Annotated in this window: 17 protein-coding genes and 1 pseudogene; 5 read left to right on the plus strand and 13 right to left on the minus strand. The window is 70.7% G+C overall.

The genetic code is table 11. From position 1 onward, the window contains the following. Nucleotides 1–35 precede the first annotated feature (35 nt). From ACFZBT_RS01465 to ACFZBT_RS01490, 6 genes are all read right to left on the minus strand, one after another. A complete protein-coding gene (locus ACFZBT_RS01465; protein WP_391097532.1) occupies nt 36–437 on the minus strand; it encodes a hypothetical protein in 402 nt (133 codons plus the stop codon). 41 nt (nt 438–478) lie between these two features. Next, a complete protein-coding gene (locus ACFZBT_RS01470) occupies nt 479–3,229 on the minus strand; it encodes an ADP-ribosyltransferase (RefSeq protein WP_391097533.1) in 2,751 nt (916 codons plus the stop codon). Continuing rightward, on the minus strand, nt 3,226–3,615 hold the full coding sequence (locus ACFZBT_RS01475) for a DUF6507 family protein (protein ID WP_391097534.1): 390 nt from the start codon (nt 3,613–3,615) through the stop codon (nt 3,226–3,228). The genes ACFZBT_RS01470 and ACFZBT_RS01475 overlap by 4 nt, the downstream gene beginning before the upstream one ends. Nucleotides 3,616–3,679: 64 nt before the next feature. Beyond that, nucleotides 3,680–3,994, minus strand: a complete 315-nt coding sequence (locus tag ACFZBT_RS01480) for a pore-forming ESAT-6 family protein (RefSeq protein WP_328413977.1) — start codon at nt 3,992–3,994, stop codon at nt 3,680–3,682. Nucleotides 3,995–4,052: 58 nt separating this feature from the next. Further along, entirely contained in the window at nt 4,053–4,379 is a 327-nt protein-coding gene (locus ACFZBT_RS01485) for a hypothetical protein (protein ID WP_053671823.1), read from the minus strand. A 166-nt stretch (nt 4,380–4,545) separates the two neighbouring features. Further along, the gene (locus ACFZBT_RS01490; RefSeq protein ID WP_391097535.1) at nt 4,546–5,724 is read right to left on the minus strand and encodes a SpoIIE family protein phosphatase; all 1,179 of its coding nucleotides are present in this window, start codon (nt 5,722–5,724) and stop codon (nt 4,546–4,548) included. A gap of 162 nt (nt 5,725–5,886) precedes the next feature. On the opposite strand from ACFZBT_RS01490, the gene ACFZBT_RS01495 reads away from it, so the two are divergent. Next, nucleotides 5,887–7,149: a GNAT family N-acetyltransferase gene (locus tag ACFZBT_RS01495; RefSeq protein ID WP_391097536.1), complete on the plus strand. Its 1,263-nt coding sequence runs from the start codon at nt 5,887–5,889 to the stop codon at nt 7,147–7,149. 19 nt (nt 7,150–7,168) lie between these two features. Here the strand turns inward: ACFZBT_RS01495 and ACFZBT_RS01500 are convergent, their stop codons facing one another. Continuing rightward, a complete protein-coding gene (locus ACFZBT_RS01500) occupies nt 7,169–7,981 on the minus strand; it encodes a DNA-formamidopyrimidine glycosylase family protein (protein ID WP_391097537.1) in 813 nt (270 codons plus the stop codon). A 255-nt stretch (nt 7,982–8,236) separates the two neighbouring features. Further along, a complete protein-coding gene (locus ACFZBT_RS01505) occupies nt 8,237–8,734 on the minus strand; it encodes a ribose-5-phosphate isomerase (protein WP_391097538.1) in 498 nt (165 codons plus the stop codon). Nucleotides 8,735–9,014: 280 nt separating this feature from the next. On the opposite strand from ACFZBT_RS01505, the gene ACFZBT_RS01510 reads away from it, so the two are divergent. After that, a complete protein-coding gene (locus ACFZBT_RS01510) occupies nt 9,015–10,499 on the plus strand; it encodes an amino acid permease (protein ID WP_391097539.1) in 1,485 nt (494 codons plus the stop codon). 107 nt (nt 10,500–10,606) lie between these two features. Here ACFZBT_RS01510 and ACFZBT_RS01515 read toward each other — a convergent pair whose 3' ends face one another. Continuing rightward, a complete protein-coding gene (locus ACFZBT_RS01515; RefSeq protein WP_391097540.1) occupies nt 10,607–12,889 on the minus strand; it encodes a protein kinase in 2,283 nt (760 codons plus the stop codon). Between ACFZBT_RS01515 and ACFZBT_RS01520 the strand changes: the two genes are divergently transcribed. Continuing rightward, the gene (locus ACFZBT_RS01520) at nt 12,888–13,631 is read left to right on the plus strand and encodes a hypothetical protein (RefSeq protein ID WP_391097541.1); all 744 of its coding nucleotides are present in this window, start codon (nt 12,888–12,890) and stop codon (nt 13,629–13,631) included. The two genes, ACFZBT_RS01515 and ACFZBT_RS01520, sit on opposite strands and share 2 nt — an antisense overlap. Before the next feature lie 82 nt (nt 13,632–13,713). Here ACFZBT_RS01520 and ACFZBT_RS01525 read toward each other — a convergent pair whose 3' ends face one another. After that, entirely contained in the window at nt 13,714–14,292 is a 579-nt protein-coding gene (locus ACFZBT_RS01525) for a biotin transporter BioY (protein WP_391097542.1), read from the minus strand. Between the two features lie 403 nt (nt 14,293–14,695). Here ACFZBT_RS01525 and ACFZBT_RS01530 point away from each other — a divergent pair, with 403 nt between their 5' ends. Together ACFZBT_RS01530 and ACFZBT_RS01535 are read left to right on the plus strand one after the other, a co-directional pair. Further along, nucleotides 14,696–16,078 carry an amino acid permease gene (locus tag ACFZBT_RS01530; RefSeq protein ID WP_391097543.1) on the plus strand — a complete coding sequence of 461 codons (1,383 nt, stop codon included), beginning with the start codon at nt 14,696–14,698 and terminating at the stop codon, nt 16,076–16,078. A gap of 135 nt (nt 16,079–16,213) precedes the next feature. Continuing rightward, nucleotides 16,214–16,345: pseudogene (locus ACFZBT_RS01535) on the plus strand (superoxide dismutase); the annotation flags it as partial. Nucleotides 16,346–16,466: 121 nt separating this feature from the next. Here ACFZBT_RS01535 and ACFZBT_RS01540 read toward each other — a convergent pair. From ACFZBT_RS01540 to ACFZBT_RS01550, 3 genes are all read right to left on the minus strand, one after another. After that, nucleotides 16,467–17,243, minus strand: a complete 777-nt coding sequence (locus ACFZBT_RS01540) for an SAM-dependent methyltransferase (RefSeq protein WP_391097544.1) — start codon at nt 17,241–17,243, stop codon at nt 16,467–16,469. 12 nt (nt 17,244–17,255) lie between these two features. Continuing rightward, complete coding sequence (locus ACFZBT_RS01545) at nt 17,256–17,879, minus strand: histidine phosphatase family protein (RefSeq protein ID WP_391097545.1); 624 nt, start codon at nt 17,877–17,879, stop codon at nt 17,256–17,258. A 901-nt stretch (nt 17,880–18,780) separates the two neighbouring features. Beyond that, nucleotides 18,781–20,250 carry an FGGY-family carbohydrate kinase gene (locus tag ACFZBT_RS01550; RefSeq protein WP_391097546.1) on the minus strand — a complete coding sequence of 490 codons (1,470 nt, stop codon included), beginning with the start codon at nt 20,248–20,250 and terminating at the stop codon, nt 18,781–18,783. Nucleotides 20,251–20,327: the final 77 nt, after the last annotated feature.

Genomic DNA, 20,327 nt, shown 5'->3' on the forward strand with positions numbered 1-20,327 from the left:
CTTCCCCTCTGGCCAGCGCTCCCACCGCGCCTCTTCTACTTAGTCTTGGCGAGTGCCTTGACCGCGTCGGCGTTCGGGGCGTCGGTGAGGGAGCCCGGCAAGGCCCGGCCTCGGTTGCCCTCCGGGTTCGACAGCATCTCCTCGAGGGCCTGGGACGGCAGGAGACCTCGCTCCTTGGCGTCCTGCAAGCGGGCGTGCCAGTGACCGGTCTCTGCGAGGGCTCGCCCGCCGGCGGCTTCGCGCGGTACCCATGTGGCGGCATCGTCCTCGTCGCTCCCCCACACATAGCCGAGAGGCGCACCGCCCTCTTTGTCCACCACCGTGAAGTAGCGGACCGGCTTGTCGGTCCAGAAGTTGTACTTCGGCGGTCCCTGCCTCACGAGGTTGAAGTGCACATCCTCGGCGAAGCGCGGATTGATCGGTCGTTCGCTACTCATGGACTCCACGTTTCCCTAACTCTGCCCGGCCCTCAACGCGGCTACCGCTGTGGCATCGACCTCGGCAGCACCTCGCCGTAGAGGTGCCACTTGCCGTGTGCCTCGTCGAAGAACACACGAGTTACCTTGTACTCAGAACCCTTCGCCAGGAGCAATTCACGTTCTCCGGGATACTTCGAGAGATGATCGATCCAAAGGGCTGGGGTGTCCTTCGGTACTCGCAGGTGCATCCACACGGGATTCTGGTCGAACGGCGGCGGTGGGGTCTTGCCCAGCGCTGTGGAGGTGAAGGCAGGGTCGTCGAAGGTCCCGCCGAGCATATCGGCAGGTGAGTCGATCAGGCGGCCGTTCACCTTTACGTGACCGACACCGGTACCGCGGACGACCATGACATTTTCGGGCACCGGGCGGGCACCCATGACCTTGTCCATCTCGGTGATGGTGTGCTTGAGCGAGTCGTCCAGGAAGTCGCCGAAGCGCAGGTGACTGTTGATCGCGTCGTAGTCGTTCCCGCTGTATGTCTTCAGTGCCTGACGTGACTCCGCGGGCAAGTCGTCCAGGAAGTCGTTCCAGTACGCGTCGCCGTATTCCTGGCCCGCGCGGTTGCTGGTGCTGGGGTGGCCGTTGGTTCCCCGCTCTAGCTCCGCCAGGGCTACCGCGTGCCGCTCGGCATCGGTGGCCAGGTTATCGAAGTCCTTCGCCGACATGACCGGCTTGTACTCGAACGGCTCCGCAGCACCGCCGCCCGTCGCGTCCGCGCCCTGGTGCCCCGGAGCGAATGGGGCATCAGTGCCGTGGTGTGCGGCAGCATCCGTCACGTCATGGCCGGTGTCCCCGTGGTCGCCGGCGTGCGCCACCTCGTCCCCGTGCCCGGCGCCGTGCGAGGCGTCGTCCGCATGACTGGCGCCGGGGACATCGTGGCCCGGGCCGTGACCGCCGGTGCTCGGGATGTCGTGGCCGCTGGGGTGAGGTGCGGTCGGGACGTCGTGCGCCGGGCCGGTGGCCTGGTGGTACCACGGCGTCGAGGAGCCAGGGTGAGCACCGCTGCCGGGAACGTCGGGGCCGCCCGTGTGCGGGGCCGATGGGACGCTGTGCGCCGGGTTGGCGCCCGTGGTCTGGCTGTACCAGGGGGTCCCCGCACCAGGGTGACCGCCCGTGTGCGGTGTGGTGGTCGGGGTCGTGTCGTACGCCGAGGGCGGAGGCGCCTGGTCGTACGCCGACGGGGCCGGTGCGTGATCGTACGCCGACGGAGCTGGTGCCTGATCGTACGCGCCCGGCGACGGTGCGTGGCCGTACGGCGAACCGGTCGGTGCGTGGTCGTACGCGGATGGGGCCGGCGTCGGATCGAAGGCGCCGCCCGGGGCGTGGATCGGGGCCGTGGGCGGCGTGTTGTAGTGCCCCGCGTCGGCCACGTTGTCCACCGTGTGCGCGGCTCCGCTGGCCCCCGCGTACGACGGCGTCTGGGCGCCCTGCGTCGTCCAGTGAGCCGGAAGCGTCGGGGTATTGCCGTGCGGGACCGTCGGCGTGGTGCCGTGCGGGACCGCAGGGCCGGTGCCGTGCGGCACCGGCGTCGCGTCGATGGTGCCGGTGGGCGCGACGAGGTTGCCGTTCGGGGCCAGTTGGTGGCCGTCGGGCAGGTGGACCGAGCCGTCGGGAAGGGTGGGGATGTCGATGTTGCCGACGCCCTTCAGGCCCTTGGTGATGTCGCCGATCTTCGACAGGCCCGCGCCCGCGCCCTTGGCGATGTAGGTCATCGGGTCGATGACCCGGCCCGCCTTGCCCGCCACCGAGAGGGCCTTGGCGACCGCGCCCGCCTTGCCCGCACCCGCCGCCGCACCACCCGCACCACCGGTGAAGACCGTGGTCAGGACATTGAAGGTGACCGCACCGGCCGCACGGGCGGGGTTCTTGCCCCACTCGTCCCACGCCACCAGCGCCTTGCCCGTCTCCTTCATCGCCGTGCGCGAGTCACGCAGCCAGGACGGCAGCTCCTTGTCCGACGCCGTCCAGAAAGCGGCGTTCGCCCCGGGGATCGCGGTGATGACCAGGCCGGTCGCAAGCTGCGCCAGGCCCTTCCAGGCCTGCTTCATCGCATCCCAGCCGCCGAAGCCCACCAGCGTGCCCAGGCCCTTGATCGTGCCCCACACACCGTCCACGATCAGGCCGTCCCACACGAAGGACTTCACCCAGTGGCCGACCTCGTACCACTTGTGCTTCTCCTCCACCGGGTCACCCCAGGGAAGCTTCGCGTCCTTCATGTCCCCGGCGTTGAAGCCGTACTGGTTCTTCTTCTTCGAACCGTCCCCCGCCACCATCTGCGTCCCGCCCCACAGAGCGGTGATCTTGTTGTGGCAGGTCCGCTCCGCCGCCCAGAACGCCGCCACCGTCGCGGTGATGTCGTCCCGCAGCTGATTGTGCTCGTCGACCTTGTCCTCGTCGTACTCCCACTCGTCGTCGTCCTTCACCGAGGAGACGAAGGCCGCGGCATCCGTCTTCAACCGCTTCAGCTTCGCCACCAGCGGCCGGACTTCCGTGGCATACGACGACAGCGCACCCGACACGGTCTCCAGATCGTCGGCGAACGCGTCCGCCTTCTCCTTCACCGGCTTCGTCGTGGCGAACAGCCGCTCCGCCTCCGGAGCCGTGTAGAACGCCGACAGGCCCTGGAACCGGGAATGGACGTCGGCACCGGTATCCCGGATATGACCCGCGTCCTTCTTCAGATCCGCGTAATCCGTCTCCAGCTGCTCCAAGTTCCCCGTGAACTGCGGGATCTTCTCCGGCTGAATCACTTCTTACCGACTCCCGGCAGATCCACCGGGGGCGCCTTCAGCGTGTTGCGCTGCGCCTCCGCCGCCATCTCCTCGTCACCGTTCAGATATGCCGTGGTCGCATCCACCGCGCCCTGCAACGACTTACCCGTCCGTGCCGCGACGAACTTCAGATCCTTTGCCGCGTGTTCCGCGAACTGCGACAACGCGAGAGCCACCAGACCGCCCTGCGCCTTCTCGCCGCCCTCACCGCCGCCCTCGGCGGAAACCGTGCCCGCGCTGGACGCCGCCGACGTCAGATGCTCCCCGAACGACGTTGCGTACTTCTCCAGCTTCGACGCCGCGTCACCCGTCGTCGTCAGCACATGAGAAATCCCCTGCGGCTTCAAATCCCAGCCGGGCACCACAAACCCCCGTCATACACCACTACCGACTACACCGAACAGAAAACGGACACGAAACCAGCGGCGCTCAGCCGATGTTGTCCACGGCCGCCTTCGCCCGCTGAATCGTCGACTGCGCCGTGCCGTCGTTCTTCTCCAGCGTCGACTTCAGCAGATGAATGATGTTCTTCACCTCTTGCGAGGCGTTGTTCCACCGCTTTTCCTTGCCGTGGTACTCATCCGCCACACCATCCGCCGTGAAGTCCGCCATCGCCGCCTTCACCTGCTTGTCACGCTGGGCGATCAACGATTCCAGACGGCCGATCACCACCTGAATGTTGGACTGTGCATCCGTCGACGCACCCAGGTCATACGACCGACGATCCGAACCCGCGCCTGCCATCACAGACCACTCCCCGAAAAACGAACAGACAGAACCAAGCAGAGAAAGAAGAGACGGGTCAGCGGAAGCGCGCGGCGTCGAAGTTCGCCGCCGACATCTGCTGACGCGCGTTGTCCCCCTGCTCCTGGTCACCCGAGGAGAACGCCGAATCCATGCCGGACTGACCGCCCAGAATCGCCGACAGCGACGAGTTCAGGTCCGATGCGATCCGGTCCGCCCGCGTCTTGAACTGGTCGAACATCACACGACCAGAACCATTGAACTTGCCCTCCAGCGGCTGCGCCGCCGCCACCAACTGCCGGACCAGACCACCCAGGTCATCCGTCGAACCACGTGTGTCACGCTGCAACGACGACAGCGTCTGCGCGCCCATGTCGAACTTCATCCTGCTGGCTCGCCTCCCCCGTATGGGCCCCAACGGCAGCTCTCAAAGCCGCCTCAAGTCTCTCGGCAATGTCTATCAACAGGAAAGTTGCCAATGCAATCTGGGTCCGAGCCGCTCACAGAAGCGGCACGAAAACATGACCAAGTGTTGGTTTGCAGTGTGGGCGTCAGCGGGCGGACGCCGCCGTCGGGCCCTCTCGGCAGATGAGGAGGAGGGCCCGGTCGTCGTTGACGTCCTTGGCCACCGCTTCGATGAGGTGCCAGGCGGCGCCGTGGAAGCCGCCGGCCACGTAGCGGTCGGCTTCGCCGGTGAGGCGGTCGATGCCCTCGACGATGTCGCGGTCGGAGGTCTCCACCAGGCCGTCCGTGAAGAGCATCAGTACGTCGCCCGGGCGCAGCGAGCCCTTGACGGGGTCGAACTGGGCGCCGTCGTAGACGCCGAGGAGGGGGCCCTCGGCGGCCTTCTCCTCCCAGCGTCCGGTGCCGGCGCTGAGCTGGAGGCCCGGTGGATGGCCCGCGGAGTAGAGCTCGTAGTCGCCGGAGTCCAGGTCGAGGACCAGGTGGATGGAGGTGGCGAAGCCCTCGTCCCAGTCCTGGCGGAGCAGATAGCCGTTCGCGGCGGGGAGGAAGGCGTGCGGCGGGAGGGAGCCCAGCAGGCCGCCGAACGCGCCGGACAGGAGCAGGGCGCGGGAGCCCGCGTCCATGCCCTTGCCGGAGACGTCGGTGAGGACGACCTCGAGCGTACGGCCGCCGTTGGTGCGGGCCGCGACGACGAAGTCGCCTGAGAAGGACTGGCCGCCCGCCGGGCGCAGCGCCATCTCCTGGTGCCAGCCGCCCGGCAGGTCGGGCAGCTGGCTCTGCACCCGGATGCGTTCGCGCAGGTCGAAGAGCATGGTGCCGCCGCGCCGCCAGGGCACACCGACCCGGCTGCGGAACTGGGCCAGCAGCAGCCCGAAGAAACCGCAGGCCGCGACCACGAGCACGATGCCCGGAGTGACCCGGGAGGGCCCCTCCGTGTACGGGCCCAGCTGCACCGACTCCACGATCAGTGCCGTGGCCGCCGCCGCGTACAGACCGAGCAGACTGGCCGGGCGCAGGAGCAGGCCGCCCACGACGACGGGCAGGACGAGCGCGGCCGGTGAGAACCACACCGAGTTCGCCAGCGTCGCCGTCGCGAGCAGCGGGACGGTCAGGAGCAGACCGGCCAGGGCGATCCAGTCCGAGCCGTCGCCGCGGAAGTAGTCCACGGCGGCTCGGCGCACGCCGACGCGAGCCCGGTGCCACTGCTTCTTCAACCGGGCCGTGAACGTGTCGGCTTCCGCGCGCCGCTCTCGTCCTGATGCCATTAGTTCGGGACCCTATCCATCGGACCAGCCCCTTGGCACGGGAGGTCCTACTTGTCCCCCGTCCGAGGGCCGACTTCACAGTGAACTTCACCGCGCGCCGCCCCGCTGCCAGCTGGGAGGAATTCCCTCGCTCGTCCCGCATTGCCCTGGTAGGCATGGGCCATGGCGACTGACGCGACCGGGTCCGCGACCGAGCTGCGGGTGCTGCGGCGGGACGATTGGGACAAGTGGTACGACACCCTGATCCGGGGCTTCGGCGGAGTGCCGGAGTCCGCCGAGGAACGGGAGTTGTGGAACTCGCTGACCGAGCTCGACCGCTCGCTCGGTGCCTGGGACGGGGACGAGTGTGTGGGGACGGCCGGGGCGTTCAGCTTCCGGCTCACGGTGCCCGGCGGCGCCTCGGTGCCGGCGGCGGGCGTCACCATGGTCAGCGTCGCCGCGACGCATCGTCGGCGCGGGGTCCTGACCTCGATGATGCGGCGGCAGCTCGACGACGTCCGGGCCTGGGGTGAGCCGCTGGCCGTGCTCACGGCGTCCGAGCCGGCGATCTACGGCCGGTTCGGATACGGGTGCGCCACCTTCCAGTTGAACGCCGAGATCGACACGGCCCGGGTACGGCTCACGTCGCTGCCCGCGGGGACGGATGACGTACGTGTGCGGTACGCGGATCCCGCCGGTGTCCTGGACGCGTGCGAGGCGGTGTACGCCCGGCTGGTGCCGTCGCGGCCCGGGATGCTGGCCCGGCAGCCCGGCTGGGAGCGGCTCCCGCTGCTCGATCCGGAGGGCGACCGGGAGGGGGCGTCGCCGCTGCAGTGTGTCGTCGCCGAGCGGGACGGCGAGACGGTCGGGTACGCGCGGTACCGCGTCAAGCCGGGCTGGGAGGCTGCCGGGCCCGAGGGCACGGTGATCCTGGAGGACTCGGCCGCGCTGGACCCCGCGGCGGACGCGGCGCTGTGGCGGTTCCTGTTCGGGATCGACCTGACGTCGTCGCTGGTGGTGCGAGGGCGGGGGCGGCCGGTGGACGACGCGTGGCGGCACTGGGTGTCCGACATCCGGCGGTGCCGGCCGCGGTTGGGGGATTCGCTGTACGTACGGCCGGTCGAGCTGGGAGCCGCGCTGGAGGCGCGGACGTATCAGGCGCCGGTGGATGTGGTGTTCGAGGTGGAGGACGCGTTCTGCCCCTGGAACGCCGGGCGTTGGCGGCTCAGCGGGGACGCGAAGGGGGCGTTGTGTGAGCGTACGGCGGACGCGGCGGATGTCGTTCTGTCCGTACGGGAGTTGAGCGCGGCGTACCTGGGGGGTGTGTCGCTGGCCTCGTTGGGGGCGGCGGGGCGGGTGCGGGAGGTACGGCGGGGGGCGTTGGCCGAGGCCTCGCTGGGGTTCGGGGCGGGCGGTGTGGAGCCGTGGTTGCCGCACGGCTTCTGAGGCCGGGGGTTCCGGTTCCTCAGGGGCGGCCTTGACAGGTGGGGCACCAGAAGAGGTTGCGGGCGGCGAGGTCGGCGGTGCGGATGCCGTCGCCGCAGAGGTGGCAGGGCTGGTTGGCCCTGCGGTAGACGTACACCTCGCCGCCGTGGTCGTCCACGCGGGGTGGGCGGCCCATCGCCTCCGGGGTGTGGTCCGGGCGGACGGTGTCGATGCGGTTGTGGCGGACGCCCTCGTGCATGAGGTCGACCAGGTCGGTCCAGATCGACTCCCACTCGGTGGGGGTGATGTCCCTTCCGGGGCGGTACGGGTCGATGTTGTGCCGGAAGAGGACTTCCGCGCGGTAGACGTTTCCCACGCCTGCGATGACCTTCTGGTCCATGAGAAGGGCGGCGATCGTCGTACGGCTGCGGGCGATGCGGCGGTACGCGGTGTCCGGGTCGGCGTCGTCGCGGAGGGGGTCGGGGCCGAGGCGGTCGTGTATCGCCTGCTTCTCCGGGGGTGTGATCAGGGCGCAGGTGGTGGGGCCGCGGAGGTCTACGTACGCGGTGTCGTTCGCGAGGCGGAGGCGGACGGTGTCGGTGGGCGGGGGTGCGGGGGCCGGGCCGAAGGTGACCTTGCCGAAGAGGCCGAGGTGGATGTGGATCCAGTCCGTGTCGCGGAAGCCGAGGAAGAGGTGTTTGCCGTGGGCTTCGGTGTGGGTGAGTTCCGTGCCGGTGAGGAGGGTGGCGGCGTCGGTGAACTTGCCCTGGGGGCTGGTGGTGTGGGGGGTTGTGCCGAGGAAGGCGGCGGCGTAGTCCTGGGCCAGGCGGTGGATGGTGTGGCCTTCCGGCACGGGGTTCTCCTTGGCGAGTCCAGCCTCTCGACCGACCGAGTCGGGCGGGCAAAGGCAACGCCCCTCTGAGGCGCCGCCCCGAACCGCACTGGGGGCCGCGCCCCATGGCCCCTGCCCGCCAGGCGGTTGCGCCCTGTGCGCCGCGCCGGGCCTGTTGACGGAGACCGCCCTGGTCTCGCGGTGCGCCTCAGCCGTGCCCGAGTCGGGGTCGGGGTCGGGGCGGAACCGTGGAGGAACGTGGTTTGTCTCAGCCGGTCAGGCGTCAGGGCCCTGCTGGGGGTGGTGCGGCGGGATCGGGGGGAGGGCGCCGGTCGTTTCGTACTCGGCGAGCATGTCGATGCGGCGGATGTGACGTTCGTCACCGGAGAACGGTGTCGCGAGGAACGTCTCGATGAAGGCCGTCGCCTCGTCCTGCGAGTGCATGCGCGCGCCCACGGCGACGACGTTGGCGTTGTTGTGCTGGCGGCCGAGGGCAGCCGTCTCCTCGCTCCAGGCGAGGGCCGCGCGGACGCCCTTGACCTTGTTCGCGGCGATCTGCTCGCCGTTGCCGGAACCGCCGATGACGACGCCGAGCGCGTCGGGGTCCGCGGCCGTGCGCTCCGCCGCGCGGAGGCAGAACGGCGGGTAGTCGTCCTGGGCGTCGTAGATGTGCGGGCCGCAGTCGACGGGGTCGTGACCCGCCGCCTTCAGCCAGTCGACGAGGTGGTTCTTGAGTTCGTAGCCGGCATGGTCCGAGCCGAGGTACACGCGCATGGGATGAGTGTGACACGGGTGTTTCGGGGAAGGCGCGCGGGGTGGCGCTCATGAAAACGTGAGGCGAATGTGAGCCGCATTACGGAACCTCAGGAAAACCTCAAGTAACAATCTGGATTCAAAGGTTCTCGAAAACGTTCGCCTCCGATTCACTGGACCGGCTCGTACACCCGCTCGTACGAGGCCCCGTACACCGTCATGCCGCGACACACCCCGTTCGTACGGCTCGTGCGGCTTCGTACGGAAGAACAGCTCCCCCGGCGCAAAGGAAATCCGTTCCATGACCTCGCAGCCGACACTGAAGACGACCGGAAACGACCCCGGAGAACCCGGCGGGCCGGAGGGCAGCTCCGGACTGCAGGCCGGGCTCAAGAACCGGCATCTGTCGATGATCGCCATCGGTGGCGTCATCGGAGCCGGGCTCTTCGTGGGGTCCAGCTCCGGTATCGCCACCGCAGGCCCCGGCATTCTCCTGTCGTACGCCCTCGTCGGCACGCTCGTGGTGCTGGTGATGCGGATGCTGGGTGAGATGTCTGCCGCCAACCCGACGTCGGGTTCCTTCTCCGCGCACGCCGACCGCGCGCTCGGCCCCTGGGCCGGTTTCTCCATCGGCTGGCTGTACTGGTTCTTCTGGGTCGTGGTGCTCGCGGTCGAGGCGACCGCCGGTGCCGTGATCCTGGAGGGCTGGATCCCGGCCGTGCCGCAGTGGGCCTGGGCCCTGATCGTGATGCTGGTGCTCACCGCGACCAACCTGGTCTCCGTCGGGTCGTACGGCGAGTTCGAGTTCTGGTTCGCCGGGATCAAGGTCGTCGCGATCGCCGCGTTCATCGTCATCGGCGGGCTGGCCGTCTTCGGGCTGCTGCCCGGCGTGGACAGTGAGCAGGCCGGGTTGAGCAACCTCACCGAGCACGGCGGCTTCCTGCCCCATGGGGCCGGCGCGATCCTCACCGGTGTGCTGCTCGTCGTCTTCTCCTTCATGGGCAGCGAGATCGCCACCCTGGCGGCCGGTGAGTCCGAGAACCCGCAGCAGGCCGTCACCAAGGCCACCAACAGCATCATCTGGCGAGTCGCCGTCTTCTACCTCGGCTCGATCTTCGTCGTGGTGGCCCTGCTGCCGTGGGACAGCAAGTCCATCACCGACGACGGCTCCTACGTCGCCGCGCTCAACTCCCTGGGCATTCCGCACGCCGGTCAGATCATGAACTTCATCGTGCTGACCTCGGTGCTGTCCTGTCTCAACTCCGGCCTCTACACCGCCTCCCGCATGGCCTTCTCGCTCGGCCAGCGCGGCGACGCGCCGAAGTCCTTCGCCCGCACCACCGGCAACGGCGTGCCCCGGACGGCGATCCTCGCCTCCGTCGCGTTCGGCTTCGTCGCCGTCTTCTTCAACTACAAGTTCCCGGACTCCGTCTTCCTCTTCCTCGTGAACTCCAGTGGCGCGGTCGCCCTGTTCGTGTGGCTGGTGATCTGCTTCTCCCAGCTGCGCATGCGGAAGATCATCCAGGCGGAGGCGCCGGAGAAGCTCGTGGTCAAGATGTGGCTGTACCCGTATCTGACCTACGCGACGGCCGCACTGATCGTGTTCATCCTCGGCTACATGCTCACCGACACCGAGCACGACGGACGCCAGACCATTCTGCTGTCGCTGCTCGTCGCGGCCGTGGTGCTCGTCATCGCCTTCGTGAAGCACAGGGGCCGCGGCACGCGCGAAGCGGACGCCGCGCAGGTGCAGGACCAGGGCCGGGACGAGGTCTCGGCCGGCTGACCGGCGGGCGCTCGCCTCTTCCTGTTGTGGGGCCTGCGGTACGTGTTCTCCCTTGCGGGACACGCGCCGCAGGCCTCTTTTTTGTGGCTCAGCGGTCCCCACAGTCCCTACAGCACCGTGAAGCTGTCCTTGACCTTCTCGTACGTGCTCAGGGCCTCCTCCTCGATCCCTGACTGGTACCAGGTGTTGACCTGGTACGACTTCCCGTCGACGTTGAAGCCGAGCAGACGGGCGTGCCAGCGGACGTCCTCCAGCGTGAACGTGTACTCCCAGACCACCGCCGGGTGCTCACGGAACGTCGTCTCCTCCAGCCGGATCTTGCGGTAGTCCTGGCCCTGATGGGCGCTGCGCTCGGAGGTCTGCCAGGTCTCCAGGAGGTCGCCGCGGGCCAGGGCGGACTTGCCGACCAGTTCCTGGGCGCCGTCCGGGGACGTGTAGTGCACCTCCGCGCCCGTCTTCACGTCCCGCCGCCAGCCCTCCGGTGTCGCCCAGGCGAACCCGCCGGCCTCCCGGCGCGTGCCCGGCGGGAGGCTCTGTGGCCGGGATGTGCCCTCGACGGTGGGTGTGGGTGGTTTCTTGTCGGGCGCGGAGGTCGCGGAGGTCGAGGAGCCCGCGCGGGTGTCGTCGCCGCCCGGTGAGCCGGACGACGTCGCCAGGATGATTCCCGCGACGGCACCGGCCGTCGCGACCGTGGCCGCCGCGGCGGCGAGCGTCCTGCGGCGGTGGCCCGCGCGGGGGCGGGGCACGGCCGGGACCGCGGGGCCGGGGAGTTCGCCCGGCGGCATCGGGGAGGGTGGCGGCGTGGGGTGGGGACGGCACTGGGTCGCCGCCTGTGCGCGGGCGAGGGAGACGGGGCCCGGGCGGGGTGCCACCTCCAGGACCGGGGCGGGTCGGCGGGGATCCTGCGGCAGGGCTGGTACCTGGGGTACCTGGGCGGAGGCCCGTGACTGCTGTGGATCGTGTGACTGCTGCGAGTCGCGTGACCCCTGTGGGGTGGTGGGGCCGGTGAGAGGTGGGGGCGCCGTGGTCGGGGCCGACGTCCGGGGTTCCGGTTCCAGGGCGGGCTGCTGGTCCTCCTCGGGTCGCGGTTCCGGGGGCTGTCGCCGGTCCGCTTCCGGTTCCGGTTCCGGCTCCGGCTCCGGCTCCGGCTCCGGCTCCGGCTCCGGCTCCGGCTCCGGTTCCGGCTCCGGCTCCGGCTCCGGCTCCGGCTCCGCATCCCGCTCCGGCCGCCCCTGCCCGAGCCCCTCTCCCCCCAAGGTCTCCTCCAGGGCGGCCGCCCCCACCGCCCCCCACCCCACCGACACCGTCGGTGTGGGAACCGGGAACGCCACCGCCTCCAGGGCCGTTTCCAGGTCCTCCAGTGTCGGGCGGGCCGACGGTTCCTTGTGCAGGAGGGCCGTCAGGATGTCGCGCAACGGGCCCGAGGCGGCGGGGAGTTCGGGCTCCTCGTAGAGGACCGCGTGCAGGGTTGCCAGCGTGGTGTCGCGGGCGAAGGGGGAACGGCCGCCCAGGGCGGCGCAGAGGGTCGCACCGAGGGACCAGTTGTCGGAGGGCGGGCCCTGGGGGCGGCCGGAGACGCGCTCGGGGGCCATGTAGTCGGGCGAGCCGACCAGCATCCCGACCATCGTGAGTGCCTTGGCGTCCTGGATCGCGGCGATGCCGAAGTCCGTGAGGACGACGCGCCGTTCATGGGAGCGAGGGGCCGGGCCCTGACCGGAGACCGTGCCGTCGCGGCGTCCCGCTCCGGCCGGACCGGCCGGTCCGGCCGCGTTCTCCACGAGGACGTTCCCGGGCTTGATGTCCCGGTGCAGGACGCCCCGCGCATGCACCTGCCGTAGCGCCGCGACCAGGCCGAGGCCGATCCGGGCCGTCTCGCAGGGGCTCAGGGGGCCGTCCTCCGCGAGGATGCGTTCGAGGGAGCGGCCGACGACCAACTCCATGACGATCCACAGACGTTCGCCTTCGTCGACCACGTCGTAGACCCGTACGACGTTGGGGTGGTCGATGCGGGCGGTGGCCCTGGCCTCGCGCAGGGTGCGTTCGCGGCGCGTCCTGTTGTCCTCCGCGTCGAGACCGTCGATCCGCATTTCCTTGACGGCGACCGGACGGTCGAGTATTTCGTCGGCGGCTCGCCACACCCGCCCCATTCCCCCCTGGCCGATACTTTCGACCAACCGATAGCGCCCCGTCACCAATATCCCTGGAACACCGCCGCTATTCGCATTCCCCGGCAATCCGCTGCACCCCCTCCACGACGCCGCGACCGTCTCCAGTGAAACACAACGGTCACACTTCGCGCCGTACCAGGATAGTGCGGTGAAATCTTGTGGTACCTCTTTCAGTGCTGCGAATTCAGGCGCAGTGCAGGGGGACACAAGGGGGGCGAACATGAGTTCTTGTCGTACGGCCGTGGTCGTGGGGCCGCTGGTCGCGGCATCATTCTCGGCGGTGCTGATCCTTTCCGGCACCGCCGGGGCGGAGGACGGAGGGCCCGCGAGCAGCGAGGGGGGAAAGGTGGTTGACGCGGCACCGGCGGGGGTGAAGCTCACCACGCTGCTGCCCGAGAAGATCTCGGTCGCCAACGGTTCGAAAAAGACGGCGATTACCGCCACCGTGAAGAACGAGGGGAGCAAGGACAGCGGGAAGATCAGGCTGCTGGTCGTCGGATTCGACGGGCTTGTGGTCAAGAACGTCGAGGGCTGTTCCGCGATACCCGAGAACAGCCTTCCGGAGGGTTCGAACAGCGGTTTCGCCTGCCCTCTCGACAATCTCGCGGCCGGTAAGTCGAAGTCGTACGCCGTCGACGCGACATACGACCTGAGCAAGGCCGGGAAGATCTGTCTGCCCGTCCAGACCGCCGACGGGAAGAAGACGTTCTGGCAGCAAGGACCGGTGCCGTTCGGCACGACCAACCCGTCGCCGGACGCCCCGGCCACGCCCCTGCTGCTCGGCACCGACAACAAGCCGGTGTCCCCGGGCGGCAAGGAGTCCCCCGGCGGCAAGGAGTTGGCGGAGACCGGCTCGGCGCGTGAGCTGCTGCCGCTGGGCGCGGCCGGTGCGGCGCTGCTCGCGGCGGGCGCGGCCGGGATGTGGTGGTCGCAGCGGCGGCAGGCGGGGGTGCGGCAGGGCTGAGTCGGCCCTGCCGGGCTCGCGTACGCACGAGAGGCCCGCCGGGGCGGTGTACCCGGCGGGCCTCTCGGTAACGACTGCGGGTTCAGCGCTTGTTCGCGAACTTCCAGGCCGTCGGCAGCGCCCCCATCGCCAGCGCCGCCTTCAGCGCGTCGCCGATCAGGAACGGCGTGAGGCCGGCCGCGATCGCGGCGGTGGCGGACATGCCGGTGGAGAGGGCCAGGTAGGGCACGCCGACGGCGTAGATGATCGCCTCGCCCACCAGCATCGCGCCCGCCATGCGCAGCATCGAGCGGTCGGCACCGCGGCGGGCCAGGGCGCCCACGACGGTGGCGGCGAGGATCATGCCGAGGATGTAGCCGAAGGAGGGGGCGACACCCGAGGTGCCCTGCGCGAACCACGGCACGCCCGCGACGCCCGCCACGGCGTACAGGGCGAGCGCGACGAGGCCGCGGCCGGCGCCGAGGGAGGTGCCGACGAGCAGCGCGGCGAAGGTCTGACCGGTCACCGGCACCGGGGAGCCCGGCACGGGCACCGAGAGCTGGGCGGCGAGACCGGTGAGCGCGGCGCCGCCGAGCACAAGGGCCGCGTCCCGGACACGAGAGGAGGGGAGCAGGTCGGCGAGGACCTGGCCGGTGCGTACGGGGACGGCGGCGGTGCTCATGGGGACTCCGCGAGGGTGAGGGTCGGTCGGGACACGGTGACGCTATCCCAGCACCCTCGCCCTGATCACCGTCAGCGCTCGACAAAGGCGCCGACGTGCGGTTGGTTGGCTTCGGACAAAGGATGGGCGTTACACCGACGGCGACGTGATACCGGTCACGCTGGCAGCGAGGCTTCGGTCACGGACTCGCCGAAGAAGCGGACTGTAGGGTTTCGCCAAATGCCCTCCGGAGCGGATGCCGATGGCTTCCGTGGCGTGCGTCCACTCTCCGTTCCCGGGGCCTCACGGCGAGCGTTCCAGGTGTCCGCATACTGGACAACCCTCCCTCCCGGGCGCGGGGACCGCCCAGACTGGCGGCGTTTTTGCCCTCTCTCGCCTCTCACGCATTGGACGAGCCGCGCCCATGCCCAGCAGCACCACCACCGGGACGCCGCCCCACACGGACGACGCCTCCCTCTCCCATGGCCTGAAGCAGCGCCACCTGTCGATGATCGCCCTCGGCGGGGTGATCGGCGCCGGTCTGTTCGTCGGCTCCGGTGCGGGTATCGCCGCGGCCGGTCCGTCGATCGTGGTCGCCTACGCCCTCTCCGGTCTCCTCGTGATGCTGGTGATGCGGATGCTCGGCGAGATGTCGGCCGCGCATCCCTCGTCGGGTTCGTTCTCGGCGCACGCGGAGCGGGCGATCGGGCCCTGGGCCGGATTCACCGTCGGGTGGGCGTTCTGGGTCCTCCTCTGCACGGCCGTCGGCCTGGAGGGCATCGGGGCCGCGAAGATCGTCAGCGGCTGGCTGCCCGGCACCCCGGAGTGGGCGTGGGTCGCGCTGTTCATGGTGGTCTTCTGCGGCACGAACCTCGCGGCCGTGAAGAACTTCGGCGAGTTCGAGTTCTGGTTCGCCGCACTGAAGGTCGGCGCGATCACCCTGTTCCTGGTGCTCGGCGTCCTGGCGATCGCCGGTGTCCTGCCCGGCACGGACTCGCCGGGCGCGAGCCACCTCACCGACTTCATGCCGAACGGCGGTGAGGGCCTGGTCATCGGCCTGCTCGCCTCGGTGTTCGCCTACGGCGGTCTGGAGACGGTCACCATCGCGGCGGCCGAGTCGGAGAACCCCGTCAAGGGCGTGGCGAGCGCGGTCCGTACGGCGATGTGGCGCATCGCGCTGTTCTACGTCGGCTCGATGGCCGTCATCGTCACCCTGGTGCCGTGGAACTCCAAGGAGGTCGTCGAGAAGGGGCCGTACGTCGCAGCCCTCGACGAGCTGGGCATCCCCGGCGCCGGGCAGCTGATGAACGTGGTCGTGCTGGTGGCTTTGCTGTCCGCCATGAACGCCAACGTCTACGGCGCCTCGCGCATCGGCTACTCCCTGGTGCGGCGCGGCCAGGGCCCGAAGGTGCTGGGCCGGGTCTCGGGCGGGGTGCCGCGGATCGCCGTACTCGCGTCCTCCGTCTTCGGGTTCCTGTGCGTGCTGCTGAGCTACTGGCGGCCGAACGACGTCTTCGCCTGGCTGCTGAACATGATCGGCGCGGTCATCCTGGTCGTCTGGATCTTCATCGCCGTCTCGCAGCTGCGTCTGCGCCGCCGCCTGGAGCGCGAGGCGCCGGAGAAGCTGGCCGTACGGATGTGGGCGTTCCCGTGGCTGACGTGGGCCGCGCTGGCCGGTATGGCCGCAATCTTCGTCCTGATGGCCCGGGAGCCGGACACGCGGGTGCAGCTGTACTCGACGGGCGCGATGACGCTGGTGCTGGCGGCCGTCGGGTACGCGTGGCAGAAGGCGCGCCCCAGGCAGTAGCCCAGGCGGCAAAAATCCCCTGGTGAAGGCCCCCGGTGAAGGCCCCCGCGACACGAGCGGGGGCCTTTCTTGCGCCCTGGGCACCCATCGCCGCCATCTTGCTGCTAGCGTGCAGTTGCAAGCAGCTTGCAATAAGAGCTCCGAGGAGTCTCCGCGACCACGCAGGGGTCCGGCTGGGGTGTGCCCACCTACGAGCCGCTGAACGTACGGCGGATCGTGGAGCAGGTCTACGACCACCAGGGCAACGTCGGTCGGGGCGCCACACCGAGCCCCCTGAGGTCGTATGAAGCGTCCTGCCTCGTGATCGTCTTCTCACCCTTCACCTGGCAGGCGGATGGAGGGAAACCCCCGCGAGGACGTGACTCGCGGGGGTTTTCCCGTGTGAGGGCTACGGTTTGCGGCCCAGGCCGCCGTGCTGGCCGATCGGTTCCGTGGACGCGCCGGGCTCGGGGTGCCACAGCGGTACCGGGACCACGCCCGGTTCCACCAGCTCCAGGCCCTCGAAGAAGGCCTCGATCTGCTCCACCGGCCGCAGGAAGTAGGGGACCGCGCCGGTCTCGTTGTAGGCGTCCTGGGCCCGCTCGTAGGCCGGGTCGGTGCCGCGGGAGCCCTCGTTGAGGGAGAGGTAGCTGCCCGCGGGCAGTCCGGCCAGGAGGCGTCGGACGAGGTCGCGGGCCTGGTCGTAGTCGGCCACGTGGCCCAGGATGCCGCTGAGGATGAGGGCGGTGGGGCGGGTGAGGTCCAGCGTCTTGCCGGCGGCCTCGACGATGGCCTCCGGCTCGTAGAGGTCGATGGGCTCGTAGGCCGTCGCACCCTCGGGCGTGGAGGTGAGCAGGGCGCGGGCGTGTGCGAGGACCAGGGGGTCGTTGTCGACGTAGACGACCCGCGACTCGGGGGCGAGGCGCTGGGCCACCTCGTGGGTGTTGTCGACGGTGGGCAGGCCGGTGCCGACGTCGAGGAACTGCCGTACGCCCGCCTCCTGGACGAGGTGGCGGATGGTGCGGCCGAGAAAGGCGCGGCTGCCGCGGGCGATGGTGACGATGCCGGGGAACACGGCGGTGTAGGCGTCACCGGCCGCCTCGTCCACCGGGTAGTTGTCCTTGCCGCCCAGCCAGTAGTTCCAGATCCGGGCCGAGTGCGGCACCGAGGTGTCGATCTGCGTCATGGGCCCATAGTGCTACGGCACTTCCGCCTCGCAGGGCACATTGAGTGAGAGGAGTGCGGCGGAACCGTCGGAGTTCATCCGCAGTTCGCTGATCGCCGCGTTCCGCAACCGTGGGAGCACTCTGCGGTACTCCCGGGGCGGGATCGACAGCAGCGTGCACAGCACCAGCCGCAGCAGGGTGTTGTGCGCGACGACCAGGACACGCCCGCCGGTGTGGGCGGTGGCGATGCCCCGCAGGGCACGGGTCGCCCGGGCCGCTGCCGCCAGCGGATCCTCGGCTCCGGGGAAGGAGTGGGCCACCGGGTCGGCACGGTAGGCCGCGGCCCACTCCGGGTCCTCCGCCTCGAACTCGGCGAGCGTACGGCCCTCGACAACGCCGAAGTCGCATTCACGCAGGGCCGGTTCGACCTCCGGGGCGATACCCAGGGCGCGGCAGGCGGGCTCGGCGGTGGCGATCGCGCGGGACAGCGGGGACGTCCAGATCGCGTCGACGGGGTGGGCGGCGGCCCACCGGCCGAGGGCCTCGGCCTGCGCACGGCCCGTGTCGGTCAACTCGATGTCGCTGACCCCGGCGTACCGGTTCTCGGCGTGCCACACGGTCTGCCCGTGCCGGGCCAGCAGGAGGGTCGTGGTCATGGGCCGGTCCGTTCGTACGTGGTCGGGGCGCCGATGCGGGGCGGCAGCCGGGTGGTCGGAGCGCTGGTGCCGGGCGGCGCCAGGGTGGTGCTCGGGCCGCCGGGACGAGGCGGCGCCAGCCCGCTTCGGTCACCGGCACCAGGCCGCGCCAGGCCGGACCGCCCACTGGGGCGAGGCCGGGCCAGACCGCTCCCGCCTCCAGCGTGAGGCCGCGCCACCACGCCCGCGGCGCCCGCGGCGCCCGCGCGGGACCGTGCCAGAGCCGTCGCTCCCCGGAGCGGCAGCCAGGTGGTCAGAGCACCGATGCCGGACAGCGCCAGGCCGGACCGGCTGCCGGGGCGAAGCCGCGCCGGACCGCCCCCGCCACCAGCGTGAGGCCGCGCCACCACGGCCAAGGCACCCGCACGGGACCGCGCCAGAGCCGTCGCACCCCGGAGCGGCAGCCAAACGATCGGAGCACCGACACCGAGCGACGCGAAGGCGCTCCGCCCACTGAGGCGAAGCCGCGCCAGACCGCCCCCGCCACCAGCGTGAGGCCACGCCACCACGGCCAAGGCACCCGCACGGGACCGCGCCAGAGCCGTCGCACCCCGGGACGGCAGCCAAACGATCGGAGCACCGACACCGAGCGACGCGAAGGCGCTCCGCCCACTGAGGCGAAGCCGCGCCAGACCGCCCCCGCCACCAGCGTGAGGCCACGCCACCACGGCCAAGGCACCCGCACGGGACCGCGCCAGAGCCGTCGCACCCCGGGACGGCAGCCAAACGATCGGAGCACCGACACCGAGCGACGCGAAGGCGCTCCGCCCACTGAGGCGAAGCCGGGCCAGACCGCTCCCGCCACCGGCGCCAGGCGGCGCCGCCGGGGCGCCCGCGTGGGGGCGGGGCAGGGCCGTTGTCTTCATGGCTGCTTCGGGTTCGTACGCAGGCGGGTACGGGCGTGTTCCGCGACGGACGGGGGGAGCCAGCCGTGGGCCTCCAGCGTGTTCACGAGGCGAGCGTACGGGTCGGCGAAGCGGGCCGTGTGCTCGGCGCGGGGTTCGAGCACCGTCCGGACGCGGACCATGCGCTCGGCGATGTCGGGGAGTGTGCCGGCTCCCGACACTCCGTACGCGGCCAACGCCGCCATTCCCAGGGCCGGTTCCGTCTGCTCCGGGACGCGGGCCGGGCGGCCGAGGATGTCGGCGCGGAGCTGGTTCCAGTAGGGGCTGCGGGCGCCGCCGCCGGTGAAGGTGAGCGGGCCGTCGAGGGGGGCGCCGAGGTGGTGGAGGTAGTCCAGGCAGAGGCGTTCGGCGAAGGCCACGCCCTGGAGCAGCGCGGCCCACAGCTCGGCGTCGTCCGCGGGGTCGCCGAGGACGAACCCGGTGGCCTCGGGCGCCCGGAACGGGAACCGCTCCCCCGGTGACACCAGCGGGTAGGCGATCGCCCGGGACGGCTCGAAGGCCACGGCCCGCTCGTCCATGGCCGCCGGGTCGGCATCCGGGAAGTGCGCCGCCAGGGCCCCGGCACCCACGCTCGACGCCCCGCCGGGCAGCCAGGTGCCGTCGGGGGCGCGGTGGTTGTAGACCACGCCGGTGGGGTCCCGGACCGGGTCCCGGGCGGCTCCCTTGAGGACGAGCGTGGTGCCGAGGACCGAGTTCCAGGAGCCGGGCCGCAGCGCGCCCGAGGCGATCTGGGCAGCGCAGCCGTCGGTCATGCCGGCGAGCACCGGGGTGCCGGCGGGGATGCCGGTGGCGTCGGCCGCCTGTGCGCTGACCTGGCCGAGGCGAGTGCCGGGGCGTACGACGTCGGGCAACAGGCGGCCGGATACGCCCAGTTGGGCCAGGGCGGCCTCAGGCCAGGCCTCCCGGTGGAGGTCGTAGCCCGTCTTGAGGGCGTGACTGGAGTCGGCCGGGGGCGGTTCGCCGGTGAGGCGGGTGACGATCAGGTCGGGCTGGTGGGCGAGGCGCAGTCCGGGACCGTACTCCCCCATCAGCCACAGCGCCTTCGGCAGCGCCCAGGTGTCCTGCACGGCGAGCCCCGCGTCCCTGGCCCGCGCCGCCTCCGCCGCCGCGCGTCCGTCGTCGTACATCAGTGCGGGGCTCACCGAGCGGCCCGAGCCGTCCGTGAGCAGGACCGTGCCCGATGTGCCGCACACGGCGAGTCCGCCGATCGGCAGGCCCGGCGGGGCGGAGCCGAGGGCCGTCCGGGACGCCGCGCACAGTGCCTGCCACCAGTGCTGCGGGTCCTGCTCGTGCCGCACCCCGTCCCGCCGCCCGGCCAGAGGGGCCGAGCCGCTGCCGAGGACCGTGCCGTCGGCGGTGACGAGCAGCACGCGGACGCTCTGCGTGCCCAGGTCGATCCCCAGCCAGGCCTCGTGCTCGTCCGTCATACGGCCTCCCGCACATACGAATCCGTGAAGTTCACACTCTGTCCTGAGATTTTCCCTTGCGCGAGGGATTGACGCCC

The organism is Streptomyces sp. NPDC008137 (assembly GCF_042957035.1).
GTDB lineage: Bacteria > Actinomycetota > Actinomycetes > Streptomycetales > Streptomycetaceae > Streptomyces.